A 14,399-nucleotide genomic window follows, 5' to 3' on the forward strand; every position below is an offset into this window, starting at 1 on the left:
GCCGGAGCTTAGTGGTGACGTGGCTTGAGGATCGCCGGTTTTTCGTCGGGTGCCTGGCACAGCAGGTACAGCGCGGTCAGGGCTTCCGGGATCTGCACGATCATGTCGTCCATCAGGTTGGCGTCCTTGGCGATGTCTTCGAACTCGGGCTGTTCGTCGAACAGACCCGAACCGACCATGATCGGCAGGAGCATTTCGCTGACTTCTTCTTCGGCGGTTTCGAACCAGGCCGCTTCGCGCAGGAACACGCCTTCCATGAAGCCGATGCACCAGCCGCGCAGTTCGGAATCGTCCGGCTCGTCGCCCAGGTCCAGCTCGCATGGCAGCTCGAATTCTTCATCGGAGGCCAGTTGGCGGGCGATGTGGGCTTTCAGGCCGATCAGCGTGGCTTCGATCTCTTCGCGCTGGGCTTCGCTGCTGTAGTGCGGCTCTTCGGCGAACAGGGCGTCGATCCACTCACGATCCGGCACCACGTCGGCGCAGATCGACAGCGCGGTCAGGTAACCGTGAGCGGCCACGTAGTCCAGCGCCTCTTCATGCAGCTCGTCGGCGTCGAGGAAGACTTGCAGGCGGGTTAGTTGCTCGGCGAAGGACATTAAAGGGCTACCTTGGGGGAATAAACAATGCGGGAATTCTAGGCCTTCTTGAGCCCTCAAGCCAGCCGCACGGCAGATTTGCGCCCACAAGCTTCTTATCGGCGGTGCCCTTTGCCGGGGAGGGCTCGGGTATACTGCCGCGCTTTGCGATCCCTGCCGGTGTCGCGGCTGAAACTGTACGGCGTCATGCAATGCGCCCTTACGTTTTGTTTAAAGCAGCCTCGGCTGTCTTGAACCAGCCTGTGCAGGGATGTTTCGGTGGATTTTTGGAGTTTTTATGCTCGAACAGGCTCAACGCGTCCTCAAGGACATCTTCGGCTACGACAGTTTCCGTGGCCGTCAGGGTGCAATCATTGAGCGCGTGGCCAGTGGCGGTGATGCCCTTGTCCTGATGCCGACCGGCGGCGGCAAGTCCCTGTGCTTCCAGGTGCCGGCGCTGCTGCGCGACGGCCTGGCGGTGGTGGTGTCGCCGCTGATCGCGCTGATGGACGATCAGGTCGCCACCCTCGAAGAGCTGGGCGTGGCCGCCGCCGCGTTGAACTCCACCCTGAGCGCCGAACAGCAGCGCGACCTCGCCAACCGGATCAAGCGCGGCGAAGTGAAAATGCTCTATCTGGCGCCGGAGCGTCTGGTGCAGCCGCGGATGCTGTCGTTCCTGCAAGGCTTGAACATCGCGCTGTTCGCCATCGACGAAGCACACTGCGTATCGCAATGGGGCCATGACTTCCGCCCGGAATACCTGCAACTGGGGCAGTTGGCGGAAATGTTCCCCGACGTGCCGCGTATTGCCCTGACCGCCACCGCCGACAAGCGCACCCGCGAAGAAATCGTCACCCGCCTGCATCTGCAGAATGCCGAGCGTTTTCTGTCGAGCTTCGACCGACCAAACATCTTCTACCGCATCGTGCCCAAGGAGCAGCCGCGCAAGCAGTTGCTGGCGTTCCTGGCCGAGCGGCGCAGCGACGCCGGCATCGTCTACTGTCTGTCGCGCAAGAAGGTGGAAGAGGTGGCCGCGTTTCTCACCGAGCAGGGCTTCCCGGCGCTGCCGTACCACGCCGGTCTGCCCAACGATCTGCGCGCCTATCACCAGAAACGCTTCCTCAACGAGGAAGGCCTGATCATGGTCGCCACCGTGGCGTTCGGCATGGGCATCGACAAACCCAACGTGCGTTTCGTCGCTCACCTCGACCTGCCGAAATCCCTTGAGGCGTATTACCAGGAAACCGGACGCGGCGGCCGTGACGGTCTGCCGGCGGACGCGTGGATGGCCTACGGTCTGCAAGACGTGGTGATGCTCAAGCAGATGCTGCAGAACTCCGAAGGCGACGAGCGCCACAAGCGTCTGGAGCAGCACAAGCTCGACGCCATGCTCTCGCTCTGCGAAGAAACCCGCTGCCGTCGTCAGGCGTTGCTGGCGTATTTCGACGAAGACATGCCCGAGCCATGCGGGCACTGCGACAACTGCACCGACGGCGTGCAGACCTGGAACGCCACCGAGCCTGCACGTCAGGCGCTGTCGGCGATCTATCGCACCGGCCAGCGTTACGGTGTCGGCCATCTGGTGGACGTGCTGCTGGGCAAGGACAACGAAAAGGTCCGCAGTTTCGGCCATCAGCACCTGTCGGTGTACGGCGTGGGCAAGGCGCTTAGCGAGAGCGAATGGCGCTCGCTGTTTCGCCAATTGGTTGCTCGCGGCCTGGCGGATGTCGATCACGAAGGCTACGGCGGGCTGCGTCTTAGCGACACTTGCCGGCCGCTGCTCAAGGGTGAAGTGAGCCTGGAGCTGCGCCGCGACCTCAAGCCGCAAGTCACCGCCAAGAGCGGCAGCAAGAGCCCGGCCAGTCAACTGGTGCGCTTTGAGGAACGCGAACAGTGGGAAGCGCTGCGTGCCCTGCGCCGCAAACTGGCGGAAGAACACGGCGTGCCGCCGTACGTCATCTTCCCCGATTCGACGCTGCTGGAAATGCTCCGCAGTCAGCCGACCTCGCTGGCGGAAATGGCGCAGGTCAGCGGCGTCGGCGCACGCAAGCTGGAGCGCTACGGCGAGGCCTTCCTCGAAGTGCTCGGTGGCGAGGCCGAAACGCCGAAGGTGGTGGCCGACGTACGCCACGAATTGATTACCCTGGCCCGTGCCGGCATGACGCCGCTGCAGATTGCCGGTCAGTTGCAGTGCTCGGAAAAGAACGTCTACACCATGCTTGCTGAAGCCATCGGCAAGCAGCAATTGTCGCTGGAACAGGCGCTGGACTTGCCGGAGGACCTGATGGGCGAAGTCCAGGATGCGTTCCTCGACGGCGAGGGCGAGTTGCCGTCGGTCGCTGAAGTGGCGGAGCTGTTTGCCGGTCGCGTACCGGAAGGCGTGCTGTATTGCGTAAGGGCTGCGCTGCAATCTGAATTCGAGATGTGAGCCTGGGCTTACACAAACCGTTGTACAGATGTAACGATTCAGTACAGGGCGGCTCTTGCCTATAGCCAAATGTCATGCTTAGCTGACTAATAATTAGTTTTTCTCTATTTCTTCAGTCTAACCATGAGTGTTTTATGCCGTTAACCGATCAACACCGCTTTGGCATGCAACTGGCCCAGATGTCCCGTGGCTGGCGTGCCGAACTGGATCGCCGGCTGGCCGGCCTGGGTTTGTCCCAGGCGCGCTGGCTGGTGCTGCTGCATCTGGCGCGTTTCGAAGACGCCCCGACCCAACGGGAGCTGGCGCAAAGCGTTGGCGTCGAAGGGCCGACCCTTGCCCGCCTGCTCGACAGCCTGGAAAGCCAGGGCCTGGTGCAACGCCAGTCCGTGATGGAAGACCGGCGGGCGAAAAAAATCGTGTTGTGCGCACCGGCACTGCCGCTGATCGAACAGATCGAGACCATCGCCACGCAACTGCGTCACGAATTGTTCGAAGGCGTCGACGAAGCGGATTTGAAGGTGTGCATGCGGGTTCACGGGCACATTCTGGCCAACCTGGAAAAGTCTTGAGGCACAACCGCGTGCCGTTTTTTTGAGAGATCGCGCTGGGCAGACTATAAGAACTACTGGGCAATATCGTGTTCGTACCGGATGTGCGAACCCATAGAAGTCGGTTTTGCTTATTTAAGGGATGCTCATGCTCGACAGTCGGCACGTGGTACTGCGTTGCGCCAACTCACTGCTGGTGGCCGGTGTTCTCACCTGGTCCACGGCGTCACTGGCGCTGGGGCTCGGTGACATTACCGTGCACTCGGCCCTCAATCAGCCGCTCAAGGCCGACATCGCGCTGGTGGATGTCGCCGGGCTCAGCGAAAGCGAGCTCTCGGTCCGTCTGGCCACGGCGGACGAATTCGGCCGTGCCGGGGTCGAGCGGGTGTTCTTCCTCAATGACCTCAAGTTCACCCCGATCCTGCGTGGCAATCGCAACCTGATCCGGGTGACCTCCAGCAAACCGGTCAACGAACCCTTTCTGAATTTCCTTGTGCAGCTCAATCAGCCCAACGGCCACCTGCTGCGCGAATACACGGTGCTGATTGATCCGCCGGGTTCGCCGGGCATCGTGCCGGCCACCGACGAGCCTGACGTCCGTGCGCAATCGTCGGAGTTTCCAACGCCTGAGGCACCTGCTGCCGGCACCCAAAGCAAGCCTGCTGCGCCACCCGCCGCGCCAGTGCCGCAAACGGCTGCGACCAACGACGCGCAAGCCGAGCAGTTGGCCGCCAGCGTGCTGCAGAACCAGCAACTGCAGAAAACCATCGATGAGCTGAACGTGAAGCTTCAGGCGCAGGAAATCCTGATCGCCGACGGCAAGAAACAGCTGGGTGATTTGCAGGCCCGTCTGGCGGAAGTGCAACAGGCGCCGCCGGCTCCGGTAGCACCTGTGCAAGCCCCGGCTCCGGTTGCTGCACCGGTAGAGTCGCAGGAAGACTCCGTCAGCTGGCCGCTGCTTGGCGGTTTGCTGGTGTTGTTGGGCCTGTTGGGGGCGGTGTTGTATGTACGCCGCCGACGCCAGTCTGAAGCGAATCTTGTCGGGCTTGCGGCGGTGGCACCCCAGCGAAGCGAACCCGCGCTCAATGAACCCGAGGTCGTTCGTCAGAACGTGGTTCAGGAGGCTGTCGAGCACCGTGACGAACAGGCCGCAGGCGATGTACTGGAGGCGGTCGGCATTTATCTGGCATATGGGCGGCTCGGTGAAGCGCTCGGTCTGCTGCGCGACGCCTTGCAAAAAGAACCGGAGCGCATCGATCTGGGTGTGCAGATGCTCGAGGTGCTGGGGCGCCAGGGCGACCAGTCAGCCTATGACGAACAGGAAAACCACCTGCGCCAGCTCGGTGTCGAGGAACAGCGATTGCTCGATATCCGGGCCCGCTACCCGAAACTGACCAGGACTGAACCTCCGGCTGCGGCGGCTCCGGTCATTGCCGCGCTGCCCGTTGAGCAAGCTGCACCCGCCACACCGTTGGCCGAGGATGATTTCGAGCTGAATCTGGAGCAGCTGTCGATGGATTCCAGCTGGGATCTGGAAGACAGTCGCCCGGCAACGGACACACCTTCGTCGGCCCCGTCGGCACTGGGTTCCAGCCTGCAAGTGCTGCCACAGGATTTCGAGCTGCCGCAAACCGCCAACGATGACGCTGAGGCGACGGAGCTGGAGTGGATCGCCGAACCGGATGTGCAGCCGATAGACGATGACTTCCTCAACGAATTTGGCGATCCCGGTCAGTCGCTGAAACTGGAGCCACTGAATCTGCAATTACCGGAAGCCGAGCCGGGCCCGACCGAGGCGGCCAACGCCGGAAAGCTCGAGCAGGCCCAGACCTGCATCGACGACGGCGACCTCGACAGTGCGATCGCCTTGCTCAATGAGCTGCTGAAGGAAGGCGATGAGCCTCTCAGGCAAACGGCCCGAACCCTGTTGGCCGGGATTCGCTGATCCGGGTCAGAAGGTCTGCCCCAGATTCAGGTAAACCGCCTGTTCGTTGGCATCGTTCAGGCCATAACTAAAGTTCAGCGGCCCCAGCGGTGTGTCGAAACCGATGAATACGCTGGCGGCATTGATGTAGCCGCTGTCGAACTCGTTGTCGTTGTTCCAGGCCCGGCCGCGCTCCAGCGAGCCGCCGGCATACAGCGGGAAATCCAGCGGCAGATAAGCGCGCGGCGTCAGACGGCGGTAATACACCGCCCGCATCAGGCTGACGTTCTGCCCGGAGATGGCATCTTCGCGGAAACCGGACAGTTGTCGGGCGCCGCCCAACAGGAAGCTCGACGTCACCACATTCGCATCGTCCAGCGTGCGCCCGTAACGACCGCCCAGAATCAGCGTATTCGGGCCGCTGCTCATGGCCTTGTCCAATTTGAACTCCCATTGCCGGTAGCGCGTGTCGGAACCCAGGCTCGGTTCGAATTGCATCAGGGTCAGGCTGATGTCCTTGCCGTCGTGGGGGAAGTACACATTGTCCAGTGAGTCGAACGAGTATTTCAGCGCATAGAAGCCTTCGTTGAAGTGTTCGCTCGGCAGATTCTGATCGCCGATTCGCACATCCGCTTTGCCCCAGGCCTCGCCGACACCAAAGCGGATTTCACCGTTGTTGCCGATCTGGCGGCCGACATTGAGGCCGAAGCCATAGCGCTCGACGCGATATTGGGCGATCGGGTCATTGTCGAGCACCGAGTCGACGTTCTGGGCTTCAAACGCTGCATACGGTGCGACGAAGTAGCGCGAGCCGACGTCCAGCGGCTGATAGAACTCGGTATAGAGCTCCTGCTTGTCGCCGATCTGCGCCCGGGTCAGCCATTCAGCGCCGAGGCGGTTGATCCCGTTCATTCGGTAGCTGGCACCGAGGTTGAAGGCGCTGTCGCCGCGCATGTCATCCGACAGGTTCAAGCCGACCCGAAGGTAGTCGGTGCCGCTGCGCTTGCCCCGGGCGCTGATCACCAGTGTATGTTCCTGGCCCTTGTGTACCACGCGGTACTGCACCTGTTCGAAGTAATCCAGGCCGTACAAGGTGCCCATGTCCGAGTGCAGACGCCCAAGGTCAAGCGGCTCGCCGATGGGCTGACGGATGTAGTAACGGATCACGTCGTCGCCGACTTTCGAGTCGTTCTCGACCCTGATCGCGGTGATGATCGGCGTGCGCTGGCCCGGTGCGCGTGCGGCGTTGAGCTCGGCGTCCTGAGACACGGCGGGTTTCAATCGGGCGAGGCGGGCGTCGAGGGCCTTGGCGGCGCGGTAACCGGCATCGATCATTTCCTCGGCACGACCGAAATCGGTGGCGCCGAAACTGGCCAGCGGCGGTTGGATCAGGACGTCATTCGGGTGCAGCGCCGCCAATTGTTCTTCGGAGTTGCGCCGGGTCATCAGGGTGATCGACTGGTTCAGTACATCGACCACGGTGGTCAGTTGCTTGCGGTTGCGCAGCGGGGTGCCGATGTCGACCACGATGGCCACGTCGACGCCCATTTCCCGGGCCACATCGAGGGGAATGTTATCGGTCATGCCGCCGTCCACCAGCAGCCGGCCATCAAGCTCGACCGGGGCGAACACGGCCGGGATCGACATGCTGGCGCGAATCACCTGGGGCAGGTGGCCTTTGCGAAACACCACTTTTTCGCCGTTGGCGATGTCGGTGGCCACGGCGCGGAACGGGATCGGCAGCTTGTCGAAATCACGGGTGTCGCTGGTGTGGGCCAGCAGGCTTTCCAGCAGTAACGCCAGGTTCTGTCCCTGAATCACCCCCAGCGGCAGGCCGAGGCTGCCGTCGTCGCGAAAGCTCAGTTTCTGCTTCACCAGAAAATCGCGGTCATCCTGTTTGCGTCGAAACGGTACGTCTTCCCGGGGCGGGGCATCGGACAGGGCCTGCTGCCAGTCGATGCTCAGGGCGAGTTTTTCCAGTTCGTCGATCTTGTAACCCGAGGCGTAGAGGCCACCGACCACTGCACCCATGCTGGTGCCGGCAATCGCATCGATCTTGATGCCTTGCTCTTCCAGCGCCTTGAGCACGCCGATGTGTGCCAGCCCGCGGGCCGCACCGCCGGACAGCACCAGGCCGACTTTCGGTCGCGGCGCTTCACTGGCATGAACGAACAGCGGAAGGAAACCAAGCAAAAGGCAGATCAGCAGACGACGCATTGTGAGTCTCGGGGCAAGCGTTAAAGCCGGCTATTATAGCGGCGCCCTCTGGCTCAGGAGTTTCAACGATCATGACCGCCACAAAACCGGAAATCGTCATTACTTATTGCACGCAATGCCAGTGGCTGTTGCGCGCGGCGTGGCTGGCGCAGGAGTTGCTCAGCACCTTCGGCGACGATCTTGGCAAAGTGTCACTGGTGCCGGGCACCGGCGGGATCTTTCACATCAGTTGCAACGATGTGCAGATCTGGGAGCGCAAGGTCGACGGTGGCTTCCCCGAGGCCAAGGTGCTCAAGCAGCGAGTCCGCGACCAGATCGACCCTGACCGCGACCTCGGCCATAACGACCGCACTCAATGAGACGCAGCCTCGGCCTCCACCGTTTTTTTGCTGGCGCTGCCTGACATCTGGCTCGACACAACGATGGCGACGATGATCAGCGCGCCGCCGAGCAGCATCCGCAGGGTCGGGTTTTCATCGAACAGCAGCCACGCGACGGTAATGCCGTAAACCGGCTCCATGGCGAACACCACCGCCGCAGTTCGCGCCTTGATCACGGCGAGACTGGCGACGAACAGGCTGTGGGCGACGCCGGTGCAGAATACCCCCAGCAGGGCGATCCACAACCAGTCGATGGCGCGCACTTCACTCAGTTGCGGCGCCGCCACCGGCAGCAGACACAGCGCTACCACCACGTTCTGACACAGCGCTGCCTGCACTGCCGGGATGCGCCCGGAACTGGCACGGTTGGTCAGCGACAACAGTGAAAACAGCAGGCCGGAAAGAATCGCCCAGAGCAGCCCGGTGGTGGCGCCGCTGGCCAGGTCGAACGCCGGGGTCACCAGCACCAGGCCGACACTGACCAGCGCCACCAGAATGATTTCGTTGGCACGGATGCGTTCGCGGAAGATCAACCCTTCGAGGATGACCGTGAAGGCCGGAAAACTGGCGAAACCCAGGGTGGCCACCGCGACGCCGGCCACCTTCACGGCAATGAAGAAACTCACCCAGTGACCGGCCAGCAGCACACCGCTCAGGGCCAGTCGTCGCCAGTCCACGGCTTGCAGTTTTTGCCAGCCGTGCTGGCTGGCGAAACGGGCAAAGAACGCCAGCGCAAGAACGGCAAACGCGGCCCGTCCAAAGACGATGACCGCCGGCGTTGCGGCGGCGAGTTTGCCGAAGACGCCGGTCAGGCCGAACATCAATGCGCCGATATGCAGGGCGCCAAGGGCAGTACGGGGAGTCATTGCAGTCCTTTTTCCAAACACCATTTCAGGCACACATTGAAGCGTGTAGCGGCCGAAAAGTCTGTCGGCAGACTATCGACTTTTGTCGTCAGCCTCGCGTCGCAATTGTGTAGGAGAGGTACCGAATTCACGCAGGACGGCGGCCGAGAACGCACTTTGCGATCCATAGCCTACACGGCTGGCCACTTCCCCGATGGCTAGCGTGGTGTCCCGCAACAGCGTGACGGCCTTATGCAGCCGTCGACTGCGAATGTAATCCATGGGTGTCTGCCCGCATTCGGCGACGAACCGCGCATGCAATCGGGCGCTGGATAGTCCGGCGACACGCGCCAGATCCGCGACCTGCAGCGGATAGGCCGCGTATTGCTCGATGTGCGCATCGAGGGCCGCGTAGGGCAGGCGACGGGCGCAGACCTCGGCAGGTTGCGCGTGATTCAGGCTCGCCAGCAACAGCACCGCGCCCTGTTGCGCAATCAGCGGATCGTCCACCGGGCTGTTCGCCAGCCAATTGACCAGTTGGCCCTGGCCGGCATCCAGCGACAGACGCGCGGCGTTGTCCAGCAGGCGGCGGCTGGCGTCGGCGTGATCGCCCAGTGAGCGTGACAACCATTGATCGTCCGGCACGTCCAGCACCAGACAACGGCTGCCCTTGGGGCTGCCGCACGCGTGATGCGCGCCGGAGGGAATCACCACGAAACTCTGCTGCAATACCTGGCTGCCATGCCCTTCGACCTCGAAATCCAGCGCACCCGACAGGCCGAACACCAGTTGGGCGTGGTCGTGACTGTGGGCGATCAGGTCGTGGCTGTAATGGCGCAGGGTCAGGATCGGTGGCATGGCGGTCTCCGGGCGAGCTGCCAGTCTACACCGGCGCAGGGGCGACGCGTTTGTCACAAGACTGACGCACGCCTGTCATGGTCGATTAACCGGGCTCGCGCACAGTGGCGAAAACATCGCAGAGGGTTGCCCATGACCAGCGCCGAGCTCGCCAGACCCAGCCGTAAACAAAGGGTTCGCACCTTGTGGATTTCCGACGTGCATCTGGGCACGCGGGATTGCCAGGCCGAGCATCTGTCGCAATTTCTCAAGGGCTATCACGCCGACAAGATCTACCTGGTCGGTGACATCATCGACGGCTGGAAACTGCGCGGCGGCATGTACTGGCCCCAGGCGCACACCAACGTGATCCGCCGCTTGCTGACCATGAGCAAGCGCGGCACCGAGGTGATCTACGTCACCGGCAACCATGACGAATTCCTGCGTCGCTATTCGAAACTGATCCTGGGCAACATCCAGTTGGTCGACGAAGCGGTGCACGTCACGGCCGATGGCCGGCATTTGCTGGTGATCCACGGCGACCAGTTCGACGTGATCACCCGTTATCACCGCTGGCTGGCGTTCCTTGGCGATTCGGCCTACGAATTCACCCTGACCCTCAATCGCTGGCTCAATCACTGGCGGGCGAAATACGGTTACGGCTATTGGTCGCTGTCGGCCTATCTCAAGCACAAGGTGAAGACAGCGGTGAGCTTCATCAGCGACTTCGAAGAAGCCATCGCTCACGAGTGCGTGAAGCGCGAATTGCACGGCGTGGTCTGCGGGCACATTCACCATGCCGAGATACGCAAGGTCGGCGAGGTGGATTACCTCAATTGCGGTGACTGGGTGGAGTCGTGCACGGCGCTGATCGAACACTGGGACGGCACGATCGAGCTGTATCGCCTGGCGGATGCGCAGGCGCGGGAGGCCGAACTGAAAGCGGCCAAGGTTGCCGAGCTGGCCTGAGTTTTCAAATCAGCTCAGGCCGGGGCGTGTTCTTCCATCGCAGCCTTGTAGATGGAGTTCTTCGGCCGGGCGAACAGGCGCTCCATCATCGGTTCGAAGAAGCTCAGCGGCAGGGTGTCGTAATCCGGGTCGAATGCCGCCGCGTCGTATTTCGCGCAGAATTCCGCGGTCGCCTGATACTGCGGATGACCGCTGAACTGCTCGCGCAGGTGCCGATCCATGCCCAGGTGATGGAAGAAGTAGTAGCCCTGGAAGATCCCGTGCTTTTCCACCATCCACAGGTTCTCGGCGCTGACGAACGGCTTGAGAATGGCGGCGGCGATGTCCGGGTGATTGTAGGAGCCCAGCGTGTCGCCGATGTCGTGGAGCAGGGCGCAGACCACGTATTCCTCGTCGCGTCCGTCGCGATATGCACGGGTCGCGGTTTGCAGCGAGTGGGTCAGGCGATCCACCGGAAACCCGCCGAAATCACCTTCGAGCAATTTCAGGTGCGCCATGATCCGGCCCGGCAGTTGACGGGCGTAGGCGCTGAAGTCCGCCGCGATGATCGCCCAGTCTTCCTGCGTGCCGTCCTTCATATGAGTGAAACGGGCATTGGCATTCATCGGCAATCCTCTTGGTCAGGGTTTCTAGAACGCCACGCGGCCCAGGATCATGTCGCGGTACATGACGAAATCCCCCAGCAGGCTGTAGAGCGGATGCTGGAATGTCGCCGGCCGGTTCTTCTCGAAAAAGAAATGGCCGACCCAGGCAAAGCTGTAGCCGGCCAGCGGCAGGGCCAGCAACAGCAGCCAGGCGCCCTTGGCGATGGTCATCGCGAGAATGAAGATCACCAGCGTCGTGCCGATGAAATGCAGGCGACGGCAGGTGCTGTTGCTATGTTCGCTGAGGTAATACGGATAGAACTCGGCGAAGCTGTTGAAAGGCTTGATGGTTTCCACGACCGCGATCTCTGTGGTTATTGTTCTGATTGCAAGTTGTTCGGCGGGTAGCTTATTTGAGTCTAGAGTGATCATTGGCGTCGGCCAGTGACAATCGGCGCCACTTTACTATCCTTGGGAAATCGGCCGTAGTATGCGGCTCACCATGTCATCCAAGAAAAAACGCCATGAGCGAACGAACGACATCTGCAAGCTGGGCGATGGGGATTGTCAAGGCACTGGAAATGGACGGCCTGGATTGCCGGGTTCTGTTCAAACAGCTGGGGCTCGACTACGCGGCGCTGGAGGATCCGGACGCACGCTTCCCGCAGGATTCAATGACCCGACTCTGGCAACGGGCGGTCGAGCTGTCCGGCAATCCCGCCATCGGTCTGAACATGGGCAAGGTGGTGCGACCGGCGTCGTTCCATGTGGCGGGCTACGCGCTGATGTCCAGCAACACCCTGGCCGAAGGCTTTCAGCGACTGGTGCGTTATCAGCGGATCATTGCCGAAAGTGCCGACTTGAGTTTTCGCCTGCTCGACGAAGGTTATGCGCTGATTCTGACGGTGCACGGCGATCATCTGCCGCCGACCCGGCAAAGTGCCGAAGCCTCGCTGGCCTGCGCGCTGGCGCTGTGCGGCTGGCTGACCGGGCGCACGCTGCACCCGCGCAAAGTGCTGGTGCAGGGCGACGAGCCCGATGATCTTCAACCTTACAGGCAAGCCTTTCATGCACCGCTGGTGTTCAACGCGCCGTATGACGCGCTGATCTTCGAGCGCGCGGACATGGAAGCGCCGCTGCCCACCGCCAACGAGGCGATGGCGCTGCTGCACGACCGGTTTGCCGGGGAATATCTGGCGCGGTTTTCCGAAAGCCGCGTGACCCACAAAGCGCGCCAGGTGTTGTGCCGTCTGTTGCCTCAGGGCGAGCCCAAGCGCGATACGGTGGCGCAGACCCTGCACTTGTCGCAGCGCACCTTGCAACGGCGTTTGCAGGAGGAGGGCACCAGTTTTCAGCAGTTGCTCGACGACACGCGCCGAGAACTCGCCGAGCAATACCTGGCGCAGCCGAGCATGACCTTGCTGGAGATTGCCTATCTGCTGGGGTTTGCCGATCCGAGCAATTTCTTCCGTGCCTTCCGCCGCTGGTTCGACACCACGCCCGGCGATTATCGGGCGCGGTTGCTGGAGGCGCCAAACGCGATCAGTGACGCCAGAACGCCGGAATACACAGCACAAACACCGTAATGATCTCCAGTCGGCCGAGCAGCATGCCGAACGACAGAATCCACTTGGCCGCATCCGGCAGACTGGCGAAGTTGCCGGCCGGGCCGATGGTTTCGCCCAGTCCCGGGCCGACGCCGGATACGGTGCTGGCGGCGCCGGTCAACGCGGTCATCCAGTCCACGCCCAGCAGCGACAGCAGCAGGGCGATCACGCAGATGGTAATGGCGAAGAAGAACGAGAACGTCAGGATCGACCGGACGATTTCCTCGTCGAGGCGATGACCGTTGTACTTCTGCTTGATTACCGCCCGTGGGTGAATCAGCTGATTAAGGTTGGCCTTGAGCAGGATGTAGGCGACCTGGAATCGGAAGATCTTGATCCCGCCCGCCGTCGAGCCGGAGCAGCCACCGACGAAGCCCAGATAGAAGAACAGCATCAGTGAGAAATTCCCCCACAGGCTGTAATCCCCCAATGCGAATCCGGTGGTGGTGACCACTGACGTCACGTTCAGCGCCACATGGCGAAGGGCGTCCAGCCAATGCAGGTTGGTGGTCCACCAGTACCACGTGCCGAGCACCAGCCAGGTCACCAGCAACATGCCGAGCAAACCCTGCACCTGTTGATCCTTGATCAGCGCCCGACGGTTGCCGCGCAGCGTCGCCACGTACAGGGTGAACGGCAGGCTGCCGAGGATCATCACCACCACTGCCACCCAGTGCACCGCCGGTTGCGTCCACTTGGCCAGAGATTGGTCGGAGGTCGAGAAACCGCCGGTGGAGATTGCCGACATCGCGTGGTTGATCGCATCGAACGGGCTCATGCCCGCCCACCAGAACGCCAGGCTGCCGAGAATGGTGATGCCCACGTATGCCGCCACGATCAGCCGCGCCACCATGTGCGAGCGGGGCATGACCTTTTCCGAGCGGTCCGAGGATTCGGTCTGGAACAGGCGCATGCCGCCGATGCGCAGCAGCGGCAGAATCGCCACCGCCATGCCGATGAAGCCGATGCCGCCGAGCCAGTGCAGCAGCGAGCGCCACATCAGGATGCCCGGGGACATGGTGTCCAGCCCGCTCAATACGGTCGAGCCGGTGGCCGTGATGCCGGACATGCTTTCGAAGAACGAGTCGGTGTAGCTGATGTGCTGGGTCAGCAAAAACGGCAGCGCGGCGAAGATGCACACCACCAGCCAACTGGTGACGGTCAGCAGGTACATGTCGCGGGGACGCAGGTGAATGTGTTCCGGGCGTCCGGGAATCACCAGCGCAAGGCCGGCGAGGAAGGTGATCATGCTCGCCCAGAGGAACGACGGCAGATCGCCGGTGCGGTCGAAAATCACCAGGGTGGCCATGGGCACGACCATGGCGATGGCCAGGGTGATCAGGAAGATGCCGATGATGAAACCAATGATCCGTAAGGTCGGCAACGCCATGAAGTCCGCTCGGGCTGATGTGGGAAGGGCGCCATTCTACCTGCGGGGCAAGGCATGTAAACCGACGCGGCCGGATCACTTGCAGCTAGAATAGC

Annotated in this window: 13 protein-coding genes; 6 read left to right on the forward strand and 7 right to left on the reverse strand. The window is 62.0% G+C overall.

Annotated elements, in window-relative coordinates; all coding sequences use genetic code 11:
• Positions 1 to 8 precede the first annotated feature (8 nt).
• Positions 9 to 596, reverse strand: a complete 588-nt coding sequence (locus tag AC3WRD_RS09080) for a UPF0149 family protein (protein WP_085710385.1) — start codon at positions 594 to 596, stop codon at positions 9 to 11.
• 277 nt (positions 597 to 873) lie between these two features.
• Between AC3WRD_RS09080 and recQ the strand changes: the two genes are divergently transcribed.
• From recQ to AC3WRD_RS09095, 3 genes are all read left to right on the forward strand, one after another.
• Positions 874 to 3,003, forward strand: a complete 2,130-nt coding sequence (gene recQ / locus AC3WRD_RS09085; RefSeq protein ID WP_102620309.1) for a DNA helicase RecQ — start codon at positions 874 to 876, stop codon at positions 3,001 to 3,003.
• A gap of 134 nt (positions 3,004 to 3,137) precedes the next feature.
• The gene (locus AC3WRD_RS09090; protein WP_007962151.1) at positions 3,138 to 3,572 is read left to right on the forward strand and encodes a MarR family transcriptional regulator; all 435 of its coding nucleotides are present in this window, start codon (positions 3,138 to 3,140) and stop codon (positions 3,570 to 3,572) included.
• A 127-nt stretch (positions 3,573 to 3,699) separates the two neighbouring features.
• A complete protein-coding gene (locus tag AC3WRD_RS09095; protein WP_102620310.1) occupies positions 3,700 to 5,496 on the forward strand; it encodes a motility hub landmark protein FimV in 1,797 nt (598 codons plus the stop codon).
• A 6-nt stretch (positions 5,497 to 5,502) separates the two neighbouring features.
• Here AC3WRD_RS09095 and AC3WRD_RS09100 read toward each other — a convergent pair whose 3' ends face one another.
• Entirely contained in the window at positions 5,503 to 7,692 is a 2,190-nt protein-coding gene (locus AC3WRD_RS09100; protein ID WP_102620311.1) for a patatin-like phospholipase family protein, read from the reverse strand.
• A 71-nt stretch (positions 7,693 to 7,763) separates the two neighbouring features.
• Here AC3WRD_RS09100 and AC3WRD_RS09105 point away from each other — a divergent pair, with 71 nt between their 5' ends.
• Complete coding sequence (locus AC3WRD_RS09105) at positions 7,764 to 8,051, forward strand: Rdx family protein (protein ID WP_102620312.1); 288 nt, start codon at positions 7,764 to 7,766, stop codon at positions 8,049 to 8,051.
• Here the strand turns inward: AC3WRD_RS09105 and AC3WRD_RS09110 are convergent.
• Both AC3WRD_RS09110 and AC3WRD_RS09115 read right to left on the reverse strand, forming a co-directional pair.
• On the reverse strand, positions 8,045 to 8,938 hold the full coding sequence (locus AC3WRD_RS09110) for a DMT family transporter (protein ID WP_096822236.1): 894 nt from the start codon (positions 8,936 to 8,938) through the stop codon (positions 8,045 to 8,047). The genes AC3WRD_RS09105 and AC3WRD_RS09110 overlap by 7 nt on opposite strands.
• Before the next feature lie 72 nt (positions 8,939 to 9,010).
• A complete protein-coding gene (locus AC3WRD_RS09115) occupies positions 9,011 to 9,775 on the reverse strand; it encodes a helix-turn-helix transcriptional regulator (protein WP_102620313.1) in 765 nt (254 codons plus the stop codon).
• A 132-nt stretch (positions 9,776 to 9,907) separates the two neighbouring features.
• Between AC3WRD_RS09115 and AC3WRD_RS09120 the strand changes: the two genes are divergently transcribed.
• Positions 9,908 to 10,723, forward strand: a complete 816-nt coding sequence (locus AC3WRD_RS09120; protein ID WP_007958385.1) for a UDP-2,3-diacylglucosamine diphosphatase — start codon at positions 9,908 to 9,910, stop codon at positions 10,721 to 10,723.
• Positions 10,724 to 10,737: 14 nt separating this feature from the next.
• Here AC3WRD_RS09120 and AC3WRD_RS09125 read toward each other — a convergent pair whose 3' ends face one another.
• Both AC3WRD_RS09125 and AC3WRD_RS09130 read right to left on the reverse strand, forming a co-directional pair.
• Positions 10,738 to 11,328, reverse strand: coding sequence for an HD domain-containing protein (locus AC3WRD_RS09125; RefSeq protein ID WP_096822234.1), 591 nt, complete (start codon positions 11,326 to 11,328; stop codon positions 10,738 to 10,740).
• Between the two features lie 24 nt (positions 11,329 to 11,352).
• Positions 11,353 to 11,664, reverse strand: a complete 312-nt coding sequence (locus AC3WRD_RS09130) for an Mpo1-like protein (RefSeq protein ID WP_102620314.1) — start codon at positions 11,662 to 11,664, stop codon at positions 11,353 to 11,355.
• 167 nt (positions 11,665 to 11,831) lie between these two features.
• On the opposite strand from AC3WRD_RS09130, the gene AC3WRD_RS09135 reads away from it, so the two are divergent.
• On the forward strand, positions 11,832 to 12,893 hold the full coding sequence (locus AC3WRD_RS09135) for an AraC family transcriptional regulator (RefSeq protein WP_207267951.1): 1,062 nt from the start codon (positions 11,832 to 11,834) through the stop codon (positions 12,891 to 12,893).
• On the opposite strand, the gene AC3WRD_RS09140 is transcribed toward AC3WRD_RS09135, so the two are convergent.
• Positions 12,850 to 14,304 (reverse strand): TrkH family potassium uptake protein, encoded by a 1,455-nt coding sequence (locus AC3WRD_RS09140; protein ID WP_096822231.1) that lies wholly within the window; start codon positions 14,302 to 14,304, stop codon positions 12,850 to 12,852. The genes AC3WRD_RS09135 and AC3WRD_RS09140 overlap by 44 nt on opposite strands.
• Positions 14,305 to 14,399: the final 95 nt, after the last annotated feature.

This window comes from Pseudomonas sp. FW215-R2 (assembly GCF_058789255.1).

What these genes read in the sequence shown, in the direction of transcription:
- AC3WRD_RS09080 (WP_085710385.1), bottom strand. Translation starts at nt 596, where the DNA reads ATGTCCTTCGCCGAGCAACTAACCCGCCTGCAAGTCTTCCTCGACGCC.
- recQ (WP_102620309.1), top strand. Translation starts at nt 874, where the DNA reads ATGCTCGAACAGGCTCAACGCGTCCTCAAGGACATCTTCGGCTACGAC.
- AC3WRD_RS09090 (WP_007962151.1), top strand. Translation starts at nt 3,138, where the DNA reads ATGCCGTTAACCGATCAACACCGCTTTGGCATGCAACTGGCCCAGATG.
- AC3WRD_RS09095 (WP_102620310.1), top strand. Translation starts at nt 3,700, where the DNA reads ATGCTCGACAGTCGGCACGTGGTACTGCGTTGCGCCAACTCACTGCTG.
- AC3WRD_RS09100 (WP_102620311.1), bottom strand. Translation starts at nt 7,692, where the DNA reads ATGCGTCGTCTGCTGATCTGCCTTTTGCTTGGTTTCCTTCCGCTGTTC.
- AC3WRD_RS09105 (WP_102620312.1), top strand. Translation starts at nt 7,764, where the DNA reads ATGACCGCCACAAAACCGGAAATCGTCATTACTTATTGCACGCAATGC.
- AC3WRD_RS09110 (WP_096822236.1), bottom strand. Translation starts at nt 8,938, where the DNA reads ATGACTCCCCGTACTGCCCTTGGCGCCCTGCATATCGGCGCATTGATG.
- AC3WRD_RS09115 (WP_102620313.1), bottom strand. Translation starts at nt 9,775, where the DNA reads ATGCCACCGATCCTGACCCTGCGCCATTACAGCCACGACCTGATCGCC.
- AC3WRD_RS09120 (WP_007958385.1), top strand. Translation starts at nt 9,908, where the DNA reads ATGACCAGCGCCGAGCTCGCCAGACCCAGCCGTAAACAAAGGGTTCGC.
- AC3WRD_RS09125 (WP_096822234.1), bottom strand. Translation starts at nt 11,328, where the DNA reads ATGAATGCCAATGCCCGTTTCACTCATATGAAGGACGGCACGCAGGAA.
- AC3WRD_RS09135 (WP_207267951.1), top strand. Translation starts at nt 11,832, where the DNA reads ATGAGCGAACGAACGACATCTGCAAGCTGGGCGATGGGGATTGTCAAG.
- AC3WRD_RS09140 (WP_096822231.1), bottom strand. Translation starts at nt 14,304, where the DNA reads ATGGCGTTGCCGACCTTACGGATCATTGGTTTCATCATCGGCATCTTC.